Below are 15667 nucleotides of genomic sequence, written 5' to 3'. Positions count from 1 at the left end.
TAGACCCTGCCAGTCTCATATTTCTGATACGTCAAGCAACCCGGTACCATGGACGACGCGATATGCAAACACCATCCTTGAAGATTGGCACGCGCGGTAGCAAGCTGGCTCTGGCCCAGGCTTACGAGACGCGTCGCCGCCTGATGGAGGCGCATGGTCTGCCGGAAAAGGCGATTGAAATCCTGCCGATGTCCACGGCGGGCGACCGTATTCAGGACCGTCCGCTGTCGGAAGTTGGCGGAAAGGGGCTTTTTACCGAGGAAATCGAACAGGCGCTGAAGGACGGGCGAATCGATATCGCCGTGCATTCGTCCAAGGATATGCCGACTGTTCTGCCTGAAGGATTGCATCTTTCCGTCTTTCTCGAACGCGAAGACCCGCGCGATGCCTTCATTGGTCGCACGGCCAAACGGTTCATCGATTTGCCGCAGGGCGCTGTCGTCGGTTCGTCGTCGCTGCGCCGTCAGGCGCTGATCCGGCGTCTGCGCCCCGACATTCAGGTGGTGATGTATCGCGGCAATGTCGATACCCGCCTGCGAAAACTTGAAGCGGGCGAAGTGGACGGCACTTTTCTGGCCTGCGCTGGCCTGAAGCGGCTGGGGCTTGATGCGGCAATCACCGAACTGGTGGATCCGCTGACCTTCCCGCCAGCGCCGGGACAGGGCGCCATCGGCATTGAAAGCCGCATCGGCGATGCGCGCATCGATGCGCTACTGGCGCCGCTGGCGCATCGCGACACGCAGGTTGCGCTGGCTTGTGAACGCGCTTTTCTTGGGGCGCTGGACGGTTCCTGCCGCACGCCGATTGCTGGTCTTGCCACGGTGGACGGCGACAAGGTGCATTTCCACGGCATGATCCTGACGCCCGATGGCACAAAGGCGCATGAAGTGACGCTCGACGGCACAGCACCAGAAGCGGCGGCGCTGGGTGTCGAGGCTGCAAGGCAGGTTCGCGCGGCGGCTGGCCCGCATTTCTTCACCGACTGGGATTGACCTTGACCGGGCCGGGCGCAGCGACCGCGATCAAGCGGGTTCTGGTGACAAGACCGGAACCGGCAGCATTGCAGACTGTCGCCAAGCTCACTGACGCCGGTTTCGAGCCGGTGCTTTTGCCGCTCAGCCGCACTGTGCCGCTGGGCTTCTCGGTTCCAGATATCCGGTTTGACGCATTGACCGTCACAAGCGCGAATGCTTTTCGGCATGCGGGCCATGCTTTGCCGCACCGCGATATGCCACTCTTTGCCGTCGGTGAGGGGACTGCGCGCGCCGCGCGCGAAGTCGGCTTCACCGAGGTTATCGACGGCGGTGGTGATGCGGTGCGCCTTGCGGAAACCATGCGCAAAGCTTTGCCACAAGGTGCGCGTGTTTTGTATCTGGCCGGGCGGGTGCGCCAGCCGGTCTTTGAAGAGCGCGTGGCGGCAGCCGGTCTCGATATGACGGTGTGCGATGTCTATGATATCGAAACCATCGACTATTCCCGCAGCAAACTTGAGCGCCTGTTGGGCCCGCAGCCGCTTGCGGCGGTGATGCTTTATTCCGGCGTTGCTGCGGAAGCATTCGTGGCGGCAATGGACAGGATCGACCCGCCTTTTAACGATAAGACCCGTTTTTTGTGCATATCGGCGCGCGTGGCCGAAAAACTGCCATCGAACTGGCAGAGACATGCGCTGGTGGCGGAACAGCCGGATGAGACAGGACTTTTCCGACTGTTTCCCAAACTTTGACTCTTTTAGACGCAACCTTCCTGCGACAGAAGATTTTATCTGTTAGAGTCACACCGAGTTACCGGCAGGCAATCGACGATTACGAGAGGACCCATGGCGAAATCCGGCACCCCGCGACATTCCAAACCGGCCCGCAATCCCGTGACGATCAATCTCGATCCGTCTGATGTAAAGCGTGTCGACGAACAAGCAGGAGCCAGGACGACACCGCCTGCCGAACCGGTCGGGAACTTTGCTCAGGCAACGACCGCCAGGCCCGCTGAAACGAAAGCCGAGCCGAAACCGGCTGCGAGTGCTGCAAATGCCGCAAGGCCGCCCTTCACCGCTGGCGTAAAACCGGAAACGGAAAAGCCTGGCGCGTCTTCAACCGTGCCGCCCGTCGGCAACTCAAGCCCGAAGCAAAGCACCGGCGCGTCGCATCTTCTGGCGGGTATTGCCGGTGGCGTCATCGCGCTTGGTGGCATGTTTGCGCTGCAATGGGGCAATGTCATTCCGTCGCCCGGCGCGCGCGTGACCGCCGAGCAACTGGCCGCGATGGAGCAGCAGATCTCAGAACTGCGCACCAACCCGACGCCCGCACCGCTCGACGCTGCGAGCCGCACGCAATTTGCCGATTTGCAGAAGAATGTTCAGGCCGCCGAAATCAAGGCTGAAGCGGTCGCAGGCACGCTGACGCAATTGCAGCAGCAGGTCGAGACATTGCCGCAGGGGAGTGCAGGCGCTGCTTCGGGTGACATTGAAGCGCTGACCGGGCGCCTCGACGCGCTGGAATCGAAATTGTCGGCGGCCCAGAATCAGGCGGATCAGGCTGCAGCCGGTGTTTCCGGTAATACCGGCACGATTTCTTCGCTGGAATCGAAGCTGACCTCCTTGCAGGCAACGGTCGGCGAAGCCGCCCGCCAGCCGGATGCAACAGCGCTGATTGCCGCCAATGCGCTGAAAACGGCCATCGATCGCGGCGGTTCGTTCAAATCCGAGCTTGAAACCTATGCGTCGCTGGCGCCACAGGATAGTTCGGTCGAGGGCCTCAAGGCCTTTGCCAATACGGGCGTGCCGACCGTGGCGGACCTCAATGCCTGGTTTGGTCCCGTCGCCAATCGTATTGTCGCCACCGAAAACAAGCTGCCCGCCGATGCGGGCGTTTGGGATCAACTCGTTGCCAGCGCCAAGGGGCTGGTGAGTGTTCGGCCCGTCGCAGGCAATGTGGAAGGCGAAGGTGTCGGACCCACGACCGCACGTATGGAAGCAGCGCTTCATGCAGGCGATCTGGAGCGCGCCATCGGTGAATGGGAAAAACTCCCTGCCGATGCGAAAGCGGTGTCCGGAGAATTTGCGAACCAGATGAAAGTGCGGCGCGACGCCGACGCGCTGATCCAGCGTCTGGTTGCTGACAGCCTCAAGCCGAAAGCACCGGCAGAAGCGGGTGCCGCGGCACCGGCGGGCAATTAAGGGGGCGGGCCGATGCTGCGTGTTTTATTCTATCTGCTGATCGTTGTGGCCCTTGGTTTCGGCTTTGCCTGGCTGGCTGACCGTCCGGGCGAGCTGGATGTCGTTTTTGCAGGCAACCATTATAATGTGCCGCTGATTACGGCAGTCGCCGGTATCGTGGCTATCGTGGCGGCGATCCTGCTTTTGTGGTGGCTGGTGAAAAGCATCATCCAGTCGCCCTACACGCTGCGCCGCCATTTTCGCGCCCGTAAGCGCGACCGGGGATATCAGTCGCTTTCGACCGGTCTGATCGCTGCCGGTGCGGGCGATGCGGAAGCTGCGCGCCGCATGACCAAGCAGGCGGGCAAGCTGCTGAATTCCGATCAGGAGCCGCTCATCAAACTTCTGGAAGCGCAGACGGCGATGCTTGAAGGTCGCACGGACGATGCCCGCAAGGGCTTCGAGGCGATGCTGGAAGACCCCGAAACCAAGCTTTTGGGCCTACGCGGGCTTTATATCGAGGCGCAGCGCGTCGGCGCAATCGAGGCGTCCCGCCATTATGCTTCCGAAGCTGCCAAGCAGGCGCCGCAGCTCGAATGGGCGTCATCGGCAATGATGGGCCAGTTCTGCGCCGATGGCGATTGGGATGGCGCATTGAAACTGGTCGAGGCGCGCAAGCAGGCGCTGGCGCACAGCAAGGATACAGTGAAGAAGGAACGCGCAGCGTTGTTGACCGCCAAGGCCATGGCAACGCTGAATGTCGATCACGCCCATGCCAAGACTATTGCGCTGGAGGCGAACAAGCTTGCGCCCGATCTGGTGCCTGCCGCTGTCGTGGCTGCGCAGGCGCTGTTCACCGATGGCGATGTGCGCAAGGGTTCCAGGATTCTGGAGGCGGCATGGAAGCGTTCCCCGCATCCCGATATCGCTTCCGCTTATGTCTATGCCCGCGCAGGTGACACCGCGCAGGATCGTCTGAAACGCGCGCGACATCTGGTGTCGCTGCGTTCCAACACTGCGGAAGGCAGTCTCGTTCTGGCGCGCGCAGCCTATGAGGCTGGAGATTTCAAGGCAGCCCGCGACAATGCCGAACAGGTGTTGCGGGCACGCCCGACCGAAAGCGCCTATCTGCTGCTGGCCGATATCGAGGAAGCCGAAACCGGCGATCAGGGCAAGGTGCGTCAGTGGCTCGCGAGAGCGCTCAAGGCGCCACGCGATCCGGCCTGGACTGCCGATGGTTATGTTTCCGAGCGCTGGTCGCCAGTTTCGCCGGTTACCGGCAGGCTGAACAGCTTTGAATGGAAAGTCCCGGTTGTCGAACTTGCGCCGGTTGTTGAGGCCGAAGAGCCGGAAATCAAAGGGCCTGTCCCGGATGTTAAACCGGCAGTGCCCGTGGTGGTGACGCCGCCGCTTCGCGACGCACCTCCGAAAGCTGCGCCGCAGCTTGATGTGGTGGAGGCCGAAGTGGTTGTGCCCGCCGCCGAGCCCGTGAAAGCGGATCCGCCTGCGCCAGTTCTGAAGCGCGATGAAACTCCGCAACCGCCGCTTGATGGAACCTCGTTCGATGACGTCGAAGACGGAGAGGACAAGCGCGGTCATTTCGTGGTCGATGATCCGGGTGTGGATCAAAACAGCACACCGCGCAAGGTGCAGGGTGGTTTACGGCTGTTCTAAGCCAGTTCCACTTGAATAAAGCGTTGCTTAAAAACAACGCTGGCGACGTCATCTGCGTCGAACCGTCTTTCATGACGGTTTGTCGCGTTGCCTGCCGTATTTCCCCCGTTAGGTTCGCAAATATGCAGGTCAGCGTTTCCCAGGTGAGACGCTTGAGCGTTAATGTGTCTCGCGAGGGTGAATGTTCGATCGTCTGTTGGAATTCTTGAAAGAACTGCCCGGCAACGGTTTTCGTGACCGGACGGGAAATATTTCCAACGATGATCCGAAACTTGCCGCCGCTGCCCTTTTGTTTCACATCATGGATGTCGACGGAGAAACACGCGAGAGCGAGCGCAAGAAGCTCGCCGCGATGCTGTCGCTGAAATATAACCTCAAGGGCGATGCGCTGAAGAAGCTCATCAAGGCCGCCGAGGCTGCCGATAGCGAAGCGATCGATTTTTCAAGCTTTACATCCGTTCTCAAGCGTCAGCTGGACTATAATGCGCGGCTCGATTTCGTGGGTCTGATGTGGGAAATGGTCTATGCCGATGGCGATGTCAGCGAAGTGGAAGCGGACGTGACATGGCGCATCGCCGAGCTTATCGGCATCCGCGAGGATGACCGCAATGCCCTACAGGCGCGGGTACAGATAGAAAAGGCGAGCCGTAGCTCGCCCTTTTGATCATCAAGTCCGGCCTTGCAGATGGCGGGCCTTGCGCAATTGCGGGAACATGGCTGCCCAGATCATCGCGACGGCGATGGAGCCGACGCCGCCAATCACCACTGCCGGAACCGCACCCAGAGCCGCCGCCATCAGACCTGCGCGGAATTCGCCCAATTCGTTCGACGCGCCGACGAAAACCATATTCACGGCATTGACGCGTCCGCGCACATGATCCGGCGTCCAGAGCTGCATCAGCGTTTCACGGATGTAGACGCTGATCATATCGGCAGCACCGGCCAGCGCCAGTGCGACGACGGAAAGCCACGTCAGCGTTGAAACGCCAAAGATGATGTTGAACAGGCCGAAAAGCCCAACGAAGACGAACATCACCCGGCCTGCATGGTCGCGGATCGGATGACCGGCCAGCCAGATCGCGGTCAACACCGCGCCAATGCCGGGTGCGGAACGCAACAGGCCAAGCCCCCACGGACCAAGATCGAGAATATCGCGCGCATAGATCGGGAGGAGAGCGACGGTTCCGCCGAGCAGAACCGCGAAAAGATCGAGCGAGATCGCGCCCAGCACGATCTTTTCCTTCCAGATATAGCGGAAGCCGGCGAGCATGCTCGACAGGGAACGCTGTTCTGCAAGCGTATGCTGCTTCGGCTTTGGTATCGAGAAGGTGAGGACCGCAGCCGCGATCAGAAAGACCGTGGCAATGCTGTAGGCTGCGACCGGCGAGATGCCGTAGAGCAGGCCGCCCGCGACGGGGCCAACGATGGTTGCGACCTGCCAGGCCGACGAATTCCAGGACACGGCATTGGCAAAATCTTCAGTCGGAACAAGGTTTACCACCAGCGATGCCGAAGATGGTCCGAGGAAAGCGCGGGCGATACCGAACAGCAGGAGGCTCGCAAATACGGTCGCTGGCTCGAACAGGCCCGCAAGCGTCAGCGAGAGCAGCAGTCCTGTGACGACAGCTTCCAGAACCAGTGACAGGCCCATGATCAAGCGCCTGCCGAAACGGTCAGCCGTGGCCCCGGTTACGAGAACGAGCAGCAATGCAGGCAGAAACTGCATTAGCCCCACCATGCCCAGATTGAAGGCATCGCGGGTCTGGTCATAGATTTGCCAGCCGACCGAAACGCTGACGATCTGCACCGCAAAGGCGCTCAGAAAGCGTGCGCCCCAGTATTTTTTAAAAGATGAGTGGCGAAAAGCTGCGTAACGATCAGCAGAAGAAGCATCGGTTGAGGGAGACATTGCTCAAAACATCGCGAGGAAAGATAGGGGTTACTTACAGCATCCTTCCCATGATCGGAATCACTTTTTGGTGGCAATTGTGTCGGCAATTCCCGAAGCGGAAAGGACTTCAAGAAAAAGGACGAAAAAAAAGGCCGACGTGACGTCGGCCTAGTCGATCCGGGAGGGCGGATCAATCCTTGCCAAGCAGGCCTTTCCAGATGATCGCGCCGAGCGCTGCACCGATCAGCGGAGCAACCCAGAACAGCCAGAGCTGGCTGAGTGCAGCCGTTTCAGCGAAGAGCGCAACGCCGGTGGAGCGAGCCGGGTTAACCGACGTATTGGTCACCGGGATCGAGATCAGGTGGATCAGCGTCAGGCCGAGACCGATCGCGATGGGGGCAAAGCCAGCCGGTGCGATCGACGATGTCGAACCCAGAATGATGATGATGAAGAACGCCGTCAGGACGATTTCGATCAGCAGGGCCGAGGTCAGGCTATAGCCGCCCGGCGACAATTCGCCATAACCGTTGGAGGCGAAGCCGCCCGCCGTGAAACCGCTTTTCCCCGAAGCGATCAGATAGAGCACTGCCGCTGCGACAATGGCACCCAGAACCTGTGCGATCCAGTAGGGGATAAGATCCTTTGCCGGAAGCCTGCCGCCGATCACGAGACCGAGCGAAACAGCCGGATTGAAGTGGCCACCAGAAATGCCGCCCACAGCAAAAGCCATGGTCAGGACGGTGAGACCAAAAGCAAAGGCGACGCCCAGGAAGCCGATGCCAAGTTCAGGAAAAGCCGCAGCGAGCACCGCGCTGCCGCAGCCGCCGAAAACCAGCCAGAAAGTTCCGAAAAACTCAGCCGATAGTTTATTCAACATGGAAATCCCCAAGGTTGGTGTAGTGAAACTGGCCGAATGCGAATCAGATATCCAAAACTATATCCCTGTCATATTCTTCCGGCAATATTGTTGAAAACAAAGAATGGCGTCTATGCTTTGCTTCGTAGAACTATTTTAAAAGTAAATATCGAAAATTACCCCAATTATATTGTTGTTATTCGCTAATATGATTGATAAGCACTTGAATTGATTAATGTAAATCATGTGCCCTACGGCTGAAGCGAAGGGCGAGCAGCAATGGCGCCCTGGAGGGCGTTGTCACCGGTCGTCGGCTGAATGACGCAATTGCGGGGTTGCTTGATCGCGGACTTCCATAGCCGGGTTATTGCGAAGGGGGCTGCATGCGCGTTATAAGCGAAGAGTAGGCACGGGGCAGGCCCGTAACCGAAGAACAGCCATTTTCAAAGGCTGTCGTAGAGCAGACAGGGAGTTTGCGGTTTGAACATGCATCCTAAGACCAGAGGATCGAGAATCTTTTGGGGTATCGTCATGGCGGTGCCGCTGGTTTCCGCTCTTTCCGGCTGCACGGCGACCGCATGGACGGAAAAGGTCAAGATTGACACCACGCCGCTACCGACCGAATGCGCGGGATGGCAGAAGATCGATCTCAAGCAGCGCACCACAATGGTTCTGCTGCGTCAGGATCCAAAGCTTATTGTCGAGATCGATTCTCACAATCTCAAGGGACGCAATCTCGGCTGCTGGCAATAAGCGATCCAGCTTTGGGCTCATGCGTCGGGGCTCAAGCCGGACGCGCCATCCTGATATCGACCCTCTCGATTGTGCCGCGCAGGGCGGGCAGCATCGTCTCGAAGCGGATATTTCTGCCGGGTTCGATGCTTGTGCGCACCGGTTCCAGCAGGCGTTCACGCTTTTGTCCGTCACGATAGGTGATGCTGACGATCAGAGCCGGTGGCGGCTGCGTTTCGTGGCTGTCATTCCTGATGCTGGCGCCCACATTCAGCACATTGCCTTCGGCGCGCTCTGCGATATTGCTGGTGATGTCGGTCACTTTCAACGCGGAAACGAGCGGCAGTGACGGTGACACGCTGGCGACGGCGTCCGACGACTTGCCTGTCATGATCGTATAGCCGCCCGCCATCCAGAAGGCGGTCGTGGCGCAAAAGGCCACCAGAACCCAATAGGCAACACCGGGGCCGCTCGCGGTTTCCGTCGCAATCGCCGGGCGTTGCTGTTTGCGGAAAAGGCTGAACCCCGGCAGCACATGCGGCGTGGCTGGCTTTTGACGTTCCGGCAGCACAGTTTCGAATTCGGCGTCCTCGACTTCGACAGCGGGCGCGTGACGCCAACCGGCAGACGTCGAGGCACGCTCATGGGCGCGCGCATGGTCTGCGGCGGGGGATCGCTTCGCCATCATGAAGTCATCTTCCTTTGCGTTTGCTCACTCATTCCAGCCCCATAGGCTGCCGCAAAATGGTTAATGCTTCGCTCGCGAATATTTTAACGGCCGAAACGGGTCCGATTTAACGCAAGATTAACCATAGAGCGTAAAGGTCGAACGAGTATTGATGTGCGACGCGTGAAGGCTTCGCGCGCGCGAAGAACAAAGAGAAACTGACCGGTGATACGTTTCGAGAATGTCGGGCTGAGATATGGAATGGGACCTGAAATCCTGAAGGATGTCAGTTTCCACATACCGCCGCGTTCATTCCAGTTTCTGACCGGCCCTTCGGGTGCCGGGAAGACGTCGCTCATGCGGCTGCTTTTCATGGCGCTGAAGCCGACACGCGGATTGATCAACGTGTTCGGCAACGACGTGGCGCGTCTCGACCATAAGCAGGTGCCGCTGCTGCGCCGCCGTATCGGCATTGTGTTTCAGGATTTCCGTCTGCTCGACCACATGACCACGTATGAGAATGTGGCGCTTCCGTTGCGGGTGCGCGGCAAGGAAGAAGCCACCTATCGGCATGAGGTGGAGGAACTTCTGCACTGGGTTGGCCTTGGTGACCGGATGGGCGTTCTCCCGCCGGTCCTGTCCGGTGGTGAAAAGCAGCGCGCCGCGATTGCGCGCGCGCTGATCGACCAGCCAGAACTGCTGTTGGCTGATGAGCCGACCGGCAATGTCGATCCGCCGCTCGCCAAGCGCCTGCTGCGCCTGTTCACGGAGCTTAATCGCTCGGGCACCGCTGTCATCATCGCGACGCACGACCTTTCCCTGATGGATCAGGTCAATGCGCGCCGCATGATTCTGGAACATGGGCGGCTCGATATCTATGAATAAGCCCCGCAGTGGTCGCCTAAACGGCTGGCAGAAAATTCTGGATGACCTCAAGGTTCGTTTCGAAGACCTGAAGGACATGGTTCTGGTGCGGGTCGGCAAACGCCGACAGCGCAAGGGGCCAAGCCCCATCGTGCCCGATGGCAGCGTCACCGGCACGGCTTTGGTGACCGTTATCGCGATCATGACCTTTCTCGCCTGCCTGACCATGGGCGGCGTTTCGCTGGTCCGCGCATCGGCTGCCGCCTGGCAGAGCCAGATTGCGCGCGAGGCGACCATCCAGATCCGTCCGGTCGAAGGGCAGGATATTGAAAAGGCCTTGCAGCAGGCGAGCGATATCGCGCGCGGCTTTGCAGGCGTGAAGGCGACGAACATCATCGACAAGGATGCCACGGCGCGTCTGCTGGAACCCTGGCTTGGCAGCGGCCTCAACATTGACGAACTGCCGGTGCCGCGCCTTGTCGTGGTGACCATTGACGAAAGCGCGCCGCCAGATTTCGGCACCATGCGCGCGGAACTGACCCGCGCCATCCCGGCAGCCAGTTTCGACGATCACCGGACTTGGGTGGACCGGCTGGTGTCGATGGCGCGAACCACGGTTCTGGTCGGCACGGCAGTTCTTTCGCTGGTGATCGCAGCCACCATTCTCACCGTCATTTTTGCCACGCGCGGCGCAATGTCCGGCAATAGTCACATCATCGAGGTTCTGCATTTCATCGGGGCGGAATCGAAATTCGTGGCGCGTGAATTCGAGTGGCATTTCTTCCGCACCGCGCTGAAAGGCGCGCTGTTCGGCGGTGCCGCCGCCATGCTGGTTTTCCTGATCTTTTCGTGGTGGGCTTCCCGCCATATGGCGACGCCGGAAGGCGATCAGGCCGCGGCGATGTTCGGCAATTTTGCCATCGGTCGCAGCGGCTATCTGGGCGCCGCCGCCATCATCATACTGGTTAGTGTCCTGACCATGCTGACCAGTCGCCTGACGGTTATCCGCCAGCTCGCAACCATGGATGGTCCGGGAGTGCGCTCGGAATGACGATCTTTTGGCCCAATACGCTCCGCCGCTCGCAAATTCCTGGTAGTTTTCCGAGTTATCGCCGCAATGCTGCGTATGATAGCCAGAGGAACAACGGGCGAATCGCGCACGCATTGGGCGGCGGATACCGGGCGAGTAACGATGCGGTGGCAAAGGGACAAACAGCGGAAGAGATGCGAGCGGGCGCCGTGGTCTGGCGACGCAGCCCCCCTGTTGTTGCCCCTTCATCCTTGCTGCTTGCGCCAGCCAGATTCCTGTGGTCTGTCATGATGCGCATGCTGAGACGTTTCCAACCCATTTCCATCGTGCTTTTTGGCCTGCTTCTGGCTTTTCTCGTGGGCTTTGTCGTCTTCGGTGAGAAGGTGACGAGCATGACGCCGCCAGTGATCGATGAACCCGCCGACGCCATCGTGGTCCTGACCGGCGGTCAGTCCCGCATTCAGGCGGCGGTCGATCTGTTGCAGGAAAAACGCGGCAAGCGTTTGCTGATCAGCGGCGTGCATCCTTCCACGAATGAAAAATCGATACAGCGCGCCACCCATGCCGATCAGAGCCTGTTCGACTGCTGTGTCGATCTCGACCGTTCGGCACGCAACACCATCGGCAATGCCGAGGAAAGCGAACACTGGATTCGCAACAACGGTTATAACCGGGTGATCGTCGTGACGAACAATTACCATATGCCGCGCAGCATTCTGGAAATGTCCTACCGGATGAAGGACGTGGAATTCGTGCCCTATCCGGTGGTGAACACCGAGGGGCGCGGGCAAAGCTGGGTTGCCGAGGGCGACACGCTGCGCGTGCTGTTCGTGGAATATGTCAAATATCTGGGCGCGGTCGTGCGCGTCGGTACGTCGGAGATTTTCGGCTTCGACATCCTGAACGGCGTCGCCGGTCAGAAAATCAATCGGTAACAAACAGCAAATTCCCGACGATCGGTCACTGTTTTCTGTATGGAAAACGGGGCAGTTCCTGATATACGAGTGCCCGAGATTTCGGAAAGCGAAGGTCTGACAGTTTTTCGAGATTGTGTCTCTCTCTACGGGACGTGCTCTAGCCGGGACATTCGCCGACACGATGCTTCTCTATCTGCGTTCAATCCTCTTCAATGCGGCGTTTTACATCTGCACGCTGGTTCAGATGATCGTCTATACGCCGTTCTATTTCCTGCTGCCGCGCAAGAAGGCCTGGATCGTGCCGAAGCTGTGGGCGCGGGTCAATCTCAAGCTCCAGAAGATCATTGCCGGGACGGATTACGTCATTGAAGGTCTCGATAATATTCCAGAGGGCGCCTATATCTGCGCGCCCAAGCACCAGTCGGCCTGGGATACCTATGCATTCCTGCCCTATCTGGATGATCCGGTTCTGATCCTGAAGCGCGAATTGATGCGCATTCCGCTGTTCGGCTGGTACGTCGCCAAAATGGAGATGATCCCGGTGGATCGCGGATCGCGCGTCAAGGCGCTGCATTCGATCACCAAGGGCGCGGAAAAGGCCATTGCCGAAGGGCGTCAGATCCTGATCTATCCTGAAGGCACCCGCCGCGCGCCCGGTGCGCCGCCGCAATATAAATACGGCATCGTGCATCTTTACGATGCGCTGAACCTGCCGGTCTTGCCGATTGCCCATAATGCCGGGCTTTACTGGCCGCGCCGCAAGTTTCTGCGCTTTCCGGGCACCATTCGGTGCCGCGTCCTGCCGCCCATTCCGCCGGGGCTTGAAAAGGAAGAATTTCTGCGCCGCCTGATCGAAACCACCGAAACGGCCTGCGACGAACTTCTGGTTGCGGCAAGCCGCGACCCCAACCCACCCCCGATGCCACCGACAGCTGTGGACCGCCTGAAGGAACTGGGTGTTTCACCGCGCAGTTAAATGCCCGACATCCTTCCGGCTGTACATGAGCTAAACGACAATTAGTCGCGTTTTATTGAACTTTCGTTTTTCTTGCACGGAAACATGAAACCCGTTATCAGAGCGCGACACGAAAGGACCCATCATGAATATTGATGCCATTTCCATCGGAACCAATCCTCCCGAAGACGTCAACGTCATCATCGAAGTTCCGGTCGGCGGCCAGCCGATCAAGTACGAGATGGACAAGAAGTCCGGGGCTCTGATCGTTGACCGTTTTCTCTACACGCCGATGACCTATCCGGGCAATTACGGTTTCGTACCGCACACGCTCTCGGAAGACGGCGATCCGATCGACGTTCTCGTCTGCAACACCCGTCCGCTGGTGCCGGGTTCTGTGATCAATGTCCGCCCGATCGGCGTTCTGGTCATGGAAGACAATTCCGGCAAGGACGAAAAGATCATCGCCGTTCCGTCGCCGCACCTGACGCGCCGTTACGAGAAGATCCACGACTATACCGATATGCCGGAAATCACGCTGAAGCAGATCGCGCATTTCTTCGAGCATTACAAGGATCTGGAACCCGGCAAGTGGGTCAAGATCGGCGATTGGGGCGATGAAGACTACGCTCGCAAGTTCATCGTTGAAGCGATCGAACGCGCCAAGGGCAAGTAATCGCCTGTTTCATGAGTTGAGTTCAAAACAAAAGCGCCCGATGATCCATCGGGCGCTTTTGTTTTTGGTGTTTGCTGTGCCGGTCAGAGGAAGAGCGGCAGCAGCGTCGTCCACATGAACTGGCGGATGAAGAAGATAATCAACAGCAGGACAATCGGAGAAATGTCGATGCCGCCGAGATTAGGCAGGAGATTACGGATCGGGCGCAGAACCGGCTCGGTTACCTTGTAGAGAAACTCTCCGACCGAGGCCACGAAGCGATTGCCGGAATTGACGACATTGAACGCATAGAGCCACGAATAAATGGCGCTGGCGATGATGATCCACGTATAGATGTCGAGCGCCAGATCAATGGTGCGGAACAATGCTATCATGAGTGTCTGTCTCCTTGACGATTGGCCGAGATGTAGCGATTGCTTCGATTGAGGACAAGTGCCCGATAGGCTGCCGGCTCAATTTTCGTGCTTGAGGCACTGGATCGGCCCTTCTCTTTGCTCTGCCGGACAATGCCCTGATATGCCATCGGTGTTGCTATGCTTTGTAATAAATGGCAAGTGAGCTTAGAGCCTGTTCCAAAAGTCGTCCTGTGTGGCTGCAAATGGCAATTTGAGATTAGCATTCGCATAATCTGAACCGAAAAGTCTGCAACTTTTCGGGATTATGCGAGGCTTCCGGTGCTCACGTACTTTGAGTACGCTCCGCTCCGGTACTCGAAAACCACCATTTTCGCACCACACATGCCGCTTTTTGATTCAGGCTCTTGACAGTGCTGACCGGTGTTTGGCTGAACGGATAAAACGACAATGGATATTTCAGAAAATAGTCGCGATCCTTATAAGGACCGCAAAAGCATCGAGTTTTCCTTCCGTGCCAAACGGTTCGCCCATATCCGCAAATTGATCGAGGCGGCACTTGCCGAAAAGCCGGAAGGCGAAAAAGTTGAAATACTCGACCTCGGCGGGTCGGAAAAATATTGGCTGATCGGCGAAGACTTCATCGAAGCCAACCGCGACCGCCTGCATTTCACGCTGATCAATCCTGAAAAGCAGGAAGAGAAAGACACGGAAACCTTCACGTTTCTGGTTGGCGACGCGACCGATCCGGCGCTTTTTGCCGGGCGGACTTTCGACGTGGTTCATTCAAACTCGGTCATCGAACATGTCGGCGACTGGGCTGCCATCACGCGCTTCGCGGAAAATACCCGCAGGCTCGGCAAGCGCTATTACATGCAGACGCCTAATTACTGGTTCCCTTATGAGCCGCATTTCCGCTTTATCGGTTTTCAGTGGCTGCCGGTGGCGGTGCGCATCTGGCTGATGACCAAGATGCGGCTCGGCTTTTTCGAGCGGCAGAAAAGCGCCGACGATGCCCGTTTTCATGTGGAATCGATCCGGCTTTTGACCACGGGACAGGTGCGTAAGCTCTTCCCGGATGGGCGGATCGAATTTGAGAAGATTGCCGGACTGGCGAAGTCCATTCTCGCGATCAGGGATTGATCAGTCGAAATCACGCGGCGGGTGTGATTTCGCGGCAATCAGGCTGCCGACATGCTCAAGCGCGTGATCGCGTACGCGCATATCACGCAGATGTTTCAGCGTGTTGGCGACATAGTCGATATTCGCGCCGGATTCGCCATGCGCGGATGCAACAATCGCAGCCGCGTCCTCGGCCTTGAGCGCGCCCGCATATTGCACATGGCGGCGGTCGGCCACATAGACCAGTCCCTGAACATCGCGCCCGTCATGGAGGCGCAGCCGTAACCTTTTTTCGTGGTAGACATTGTTCGACATTTCGCGTTCGCGCAGATAGACCATCACCTCGTCGGTCATCTCGCCCGGAACGCGGAACGCCATGCCAAGGCAGGAGCCGCCCGCGTCGAGACCAAGCACCAGTCCGGGGTGGTCGGGCGAGCCGCGATGAAAATGCGAATAGATGCACAGGCTGCGACGATAACCGTGCAGACGGGCGCGAACGGTCTCCACATGCGCGAAGCCGGGCCGCCACATCAGCGAGCCGTAGCCGAAAACCCAGAAATCACTCGTCCGCTTTGCATCGATATGGTGTGTCATGATGGTATAATATTTGCCGTCTTGTGACCGATTTCCATGGGTAATTGATGGATATCCCTCGTTTTTTCTGAAGCGCCACTTCACAAGACTCAATCCTGCCATAATATGGCCAAGAGTGAGGTTGAGCAAAACATTGTATCGAAAGATGCGTCGCTGGCGGCTCTGCTGCTTCTCAGGCTCAACTC

Annotated in this window: 17 protein-coding genes; 12 read left to right on the top strand and 5 right to left on the bottom strand. The window is 58.4% G+C overall.

Annotated elements, in window-relative coordinates:
• Window positions 1-62: 62 nt before the first annotated feature.
• The 5 genes from hemC to D8666_RS05760 all read left to right on the top strand — a co-directional run bounded on the left by hemC (window position 63) and on the right by D8666_RS05760 (window position 5489).
• Window positions 63-992: a hydroxymethylbilane synthase gene (gene hemC, locus D8666_RS05780; protein ID WP_121536742.1), complete on the top strand. Its 930-nt coding sequence runs from the start codon at window positions 63-65 to the stop codon at window positions 990-992.
• 29 nt (window positions 993-1021) lie between these two features.
• Complete coding sequence (locus D8666_RS05775) at window positions 1022-1723, top strand: uroporphyrinogen-III synthase (RefSeq protein WP_121537413.1); 702 nt, start codon at window positions 1022-1024, stop codon at window positions 1721-1723.
• 93 nt (window positions 1724-1816) lie between these two features.
• A complete protein-coding gene (locus D8666_RS05770; RefSeq protein ID WP_121536740.1) occupies window positions 1817-3172 on the top strand; it encodes a COG4223 family protein in 1356 nt (451 codons plus the stop codon).
• A 12-nt stretch (window positions 3173-3184) separates the two neighbouring features.
• Window positions 3185-4825 (top strand): heme biosynthesis protein HemY, encoded by a 1641-nt coding sequence (locus tag D8666_RS05765; protein ID WP_121536738.1) that lies wholly within the window; start codon window positions 3185-3187, stop codon window positions 4823-4825.
• 181 nt (window positions 4826-5006) lie between these two features.
• A complete protein-coding gene (locus D8666_RS05760; protein WP_109369922.1) occupies window positions 5007-5489 on the top strand; it encodes a tellurite resistance TerB family protein in 483 nt (160 codons plus the stop codon).
• A gap of 3 nt (window positions 5490-5492) precedes the next feature.
• Here D8666_RS05760 and D8666_RS05755 read toward each other — a convergent pair whose 3' ends face one another.
• A complete protein-coding gene (locus D8666_RS05755; protein ID WP_109369921.1) occupies window positions 5493-6734 on the bottom strand; it encodes an MFS transporter in 1242 nt (413 codons plus the stop codon).
• A 172-nt stretch (window positions 6735-6906) separates the two neighbouring features.
• Entirely contained in the window at window positions 6907-7593 is a 687-nt protein-coding gene (gene aqpZ / locus D8666_RS05750; protein ID WP_109369920.1) for an aquaporin Z, read from the bottom strand.
• Between the two features lie 465 nt (window positions 7594-8058).
• Here aqpZ and D8666_RS05745 point away from each other — a divergent pair, with 465 nt between their 5' ends.
• Window positions 8059-8325, top strand: coding sequence for a hypothetical protein (locus D8666_RS05745; RefSeq protein ID WP_121536736.1), 267 nt, complete (start codon window positions 8059-8061; stop codon window positions 8323-8325).
• Window positions 8326-8356: 31 nt separating this feature from the next.
• Here D8666_RS05745 and D8666_RS05740 read toward each other — a convergent pair whose 3' ends face one another.
• Window positions 8357-8992: a hypothetical protein gene (locus D8666_RS05740; protein WP_121536734.1), complete on the bottom strand. Its 636-nt coding sequence runs from the start codon at window positions 8990-8992 to the stop codon at window positions 8357-8359.
• Window positions 8993-9232: 240 nt separating this feature from the next.
• On the opposite strand from D8666_RS05740, the gene ftsE reads away from it, so the two are divergent.
• From ftsE to ppa, 5 genes are all read left to right on the top strand, one after another.
• On the top strand, window positions 9233-9856 hold the full coding sequence (ftsE, locus tag D8666_RS05735; protein WP_210261380.1) for a cell division ATP-binding protein FtsE: 624 nt from the start codon (window positions 9233-9235) through the stop codon (window positions 9854-9856).
• Window positions 9849-10886, top strand: a complete 1038-nt coding sequence (locus D8666_RS05730) for a cell division protein FtsX (RefSeq protein ID WP_109369916.1) — start codon at window positions 9849-9851, stop codon at window positions 10884-10886. The genes ftsE and D8666_RS05730 overlap by 8 nt, the downstream gene beginning before the upstream one ends.
• A complete protein-coding gene (locus D8666_RS05725) occupies window positions 10883-11800 on the top strand; it encodes a YdcF family protein (RefSeq protein ID WP_121536732.1) in 918 nt (305 codons plus the stop codon). The genes D8666_RS05730 and D8666_RS05725 overlap by 4 nt, the downstream gene beginning before the upstream one ends.
• Before the next feature lie 163 nt (window positions 11801-11963).
• Entirely contained in the window at window positions 11964-12758 is a 795-nt protein-coding gene (locus tag D8666_RS05720; protein WP_109369914.1) for a lysophospholipid acyltransferase family protein, read from the top strand.
• 124 nt (window positions 12759-12882) lie between these two features.
• Complete coding sequence (ppa, locus tag D8666_RS05715) at window positions 12883-13413, top strand: inorganic diphosphatase (protein WP_078337519.1); 531 nt, start codon at window positions 12883-12885, stop codon at window positions 13411-13413.
• Between the two features lie 83 nt (window positions 13414-13496).
• Here the strand turns inward: ppa and D8666_RS05710 are convergent, their stop codons facing one another.
• A complete protein-coding gene (locus D8666_RS05710; protein ID WP_109369913.1) occupies window positions 13497-13787 on the bottom strand; it encodes a YggT family protein in 291 nt (96 codons plus the stop codon).
• Window positions 13788-14216: 429 nt separating this feature from the next.
• Between D8666_RS05710 and D8666_RS05705 the strand changes: the two genes are divergently transcribed.
• Window positions 14217-14909 carry a methyltransferase domain-containing protein gene (locus D8666_RS05705; RefSeq protein ID WP_121536730.1) on the top strand — a complete coding sequence of 231 codons (693 nt, stop codon included), beginning with the start codon at window positions 14217-14219 and terminating at the stop codon, window positions 14907-14909.
• Here the strand turns inward: D8666_RS05705 and D8666_RS05700 are convergent, their stop codons facing one another.
• On the bottom strand, window positions 14910-15482 hold the full coding sequence (locus D8666_RS05700; RefSeq protein ID WP_109369911.1) for a gamma-glutamylcyclotransferase: 573 nt from the start codon (window positions 15480-15482) through the stop codon (window positions 14910-14912). It lies immediately after the preceding gene.
• Window positions 15483-15667 lie beyond the last annotated feature (185 nt).

Origin of the sequence: Ochrobactrum soli, assembly GCF_003664555.1 — a bacterium.
In the GTDB taxonomy this organism is placed as follows: domain Bacteria; phylum Pseudomonadota; class Alphaproteobacteria; order Rhizobiales; family Rhizobiaceae; genus Brucella; species Brucella teleogrylli.
Note: the sequence above shows the minus strand (reverse complement) of the source record. Positions and strands in the feature narration are given on the sequence as shown.

Coding starts and splice junctions, on each gene's coding strand:
- D8666_RS05745 (WP_121536736.1), top strand. CDS start 8,059: ATGCATCCTAAGACCAGAGGATCGAGAATCTTTTGGGGTATCGTCATG.
- D8666_RS05725 (WP_121536732.1), top strand. CDS start 10,883: ATGACGATCTTTTGGCCCAATACGCTCCGCCGCTCGCAAATTCCTGGT.
- hemC (WP_121536742.1), top strand. CDS start 63: ATGCAAACACCATCCTTGAAGATTGGCACGCGCGGTAGCAAGCTGGCT.
- D8666_RS05705 (WP_121536730.1), top strand. CDS start 14,217: ATGGATATTTCAGAAAATAGTCGCGATCCTTATAAGGACCGCAAAAGC.
- D8666_RS05720 (WP_109369914.1), top strand. CDS start 11,964: ATGCTTCTCTATCTGCGTTCAATCCTCTTCAATGCGGCGTTTTACATC.
- D8666_RS05740 (WP_121536734.1), bottom strand. CDS start 8,992: ATGATGGCGAAGCGATCCCCCGCCGCAGACCATGCGCGCGCCCATGAG.
- D8666_RS05710 (WP_109369913.1), bottom strand. CDS start 13,787: ATGATAGCATTGTTCCGCACCATTGATCTGGCGCTCGACATCTATACG.
- aqpZ (WP_109369920.1), bottom strand. CDS start 7,593: ATGTTGAATAAACTATCGGCTGAGTTTTTCGGAACTTTCTGGCTGGTT.
- D8666_RS05700 (WP_109369911.1), bottom strand. CDS start 15,482: ATGACACACCATATCGATGCAAAGCGGACGAGTGATTTCTGGGTTTTC.
- D8666_RS05730 (WP_109369916.1), top strand. CDS start 9,849: ATGAATAAGCCCCGCAGTGGTCGCCTAAACGGCTGGCAGAAAATTCTG.
- D8666_RS05765 (WP_121536738.1), top strand. CDS start 3,185: ATGCTGCGTGTTTTATTCTATCTGCTGATCGTTGTGGCCCTTGGTTTC.
- D8666_RS05755 (WP_109369921.1), bottom strand. CDS start 6,734: ATGTCTCCCTCAACCGATGCTTCTTCTGCTGATCGTTACGCAGCTTTT.
- ppa (WP_078337519.1), top strand. CDS start 12,883: ATGAATATTGATGCCATTTCCATCGGAACCAATCCTCCCGAAGACGTC.
- D8666_RS05770 (WP_121536740.1), top strand. CDS start 1,817: ATGGCGAAATCCGGCACCCCGCGACATTCCAAACCGGCCCGCAATCCC.
- ftsE (WP_210261380.1), top strand. CDS start 9,233: ATGGGACCTGAAATCCTGAAGGATGTCAGTTTCCACATACCGCCGCGT.
- D8666_RS05760 (WP_109369922.1), top strand. CDS start 5,007: ATGTTCGATCGTCTGTTGGAATTCTTGAAAGAACTGCCCGGCAACGGT.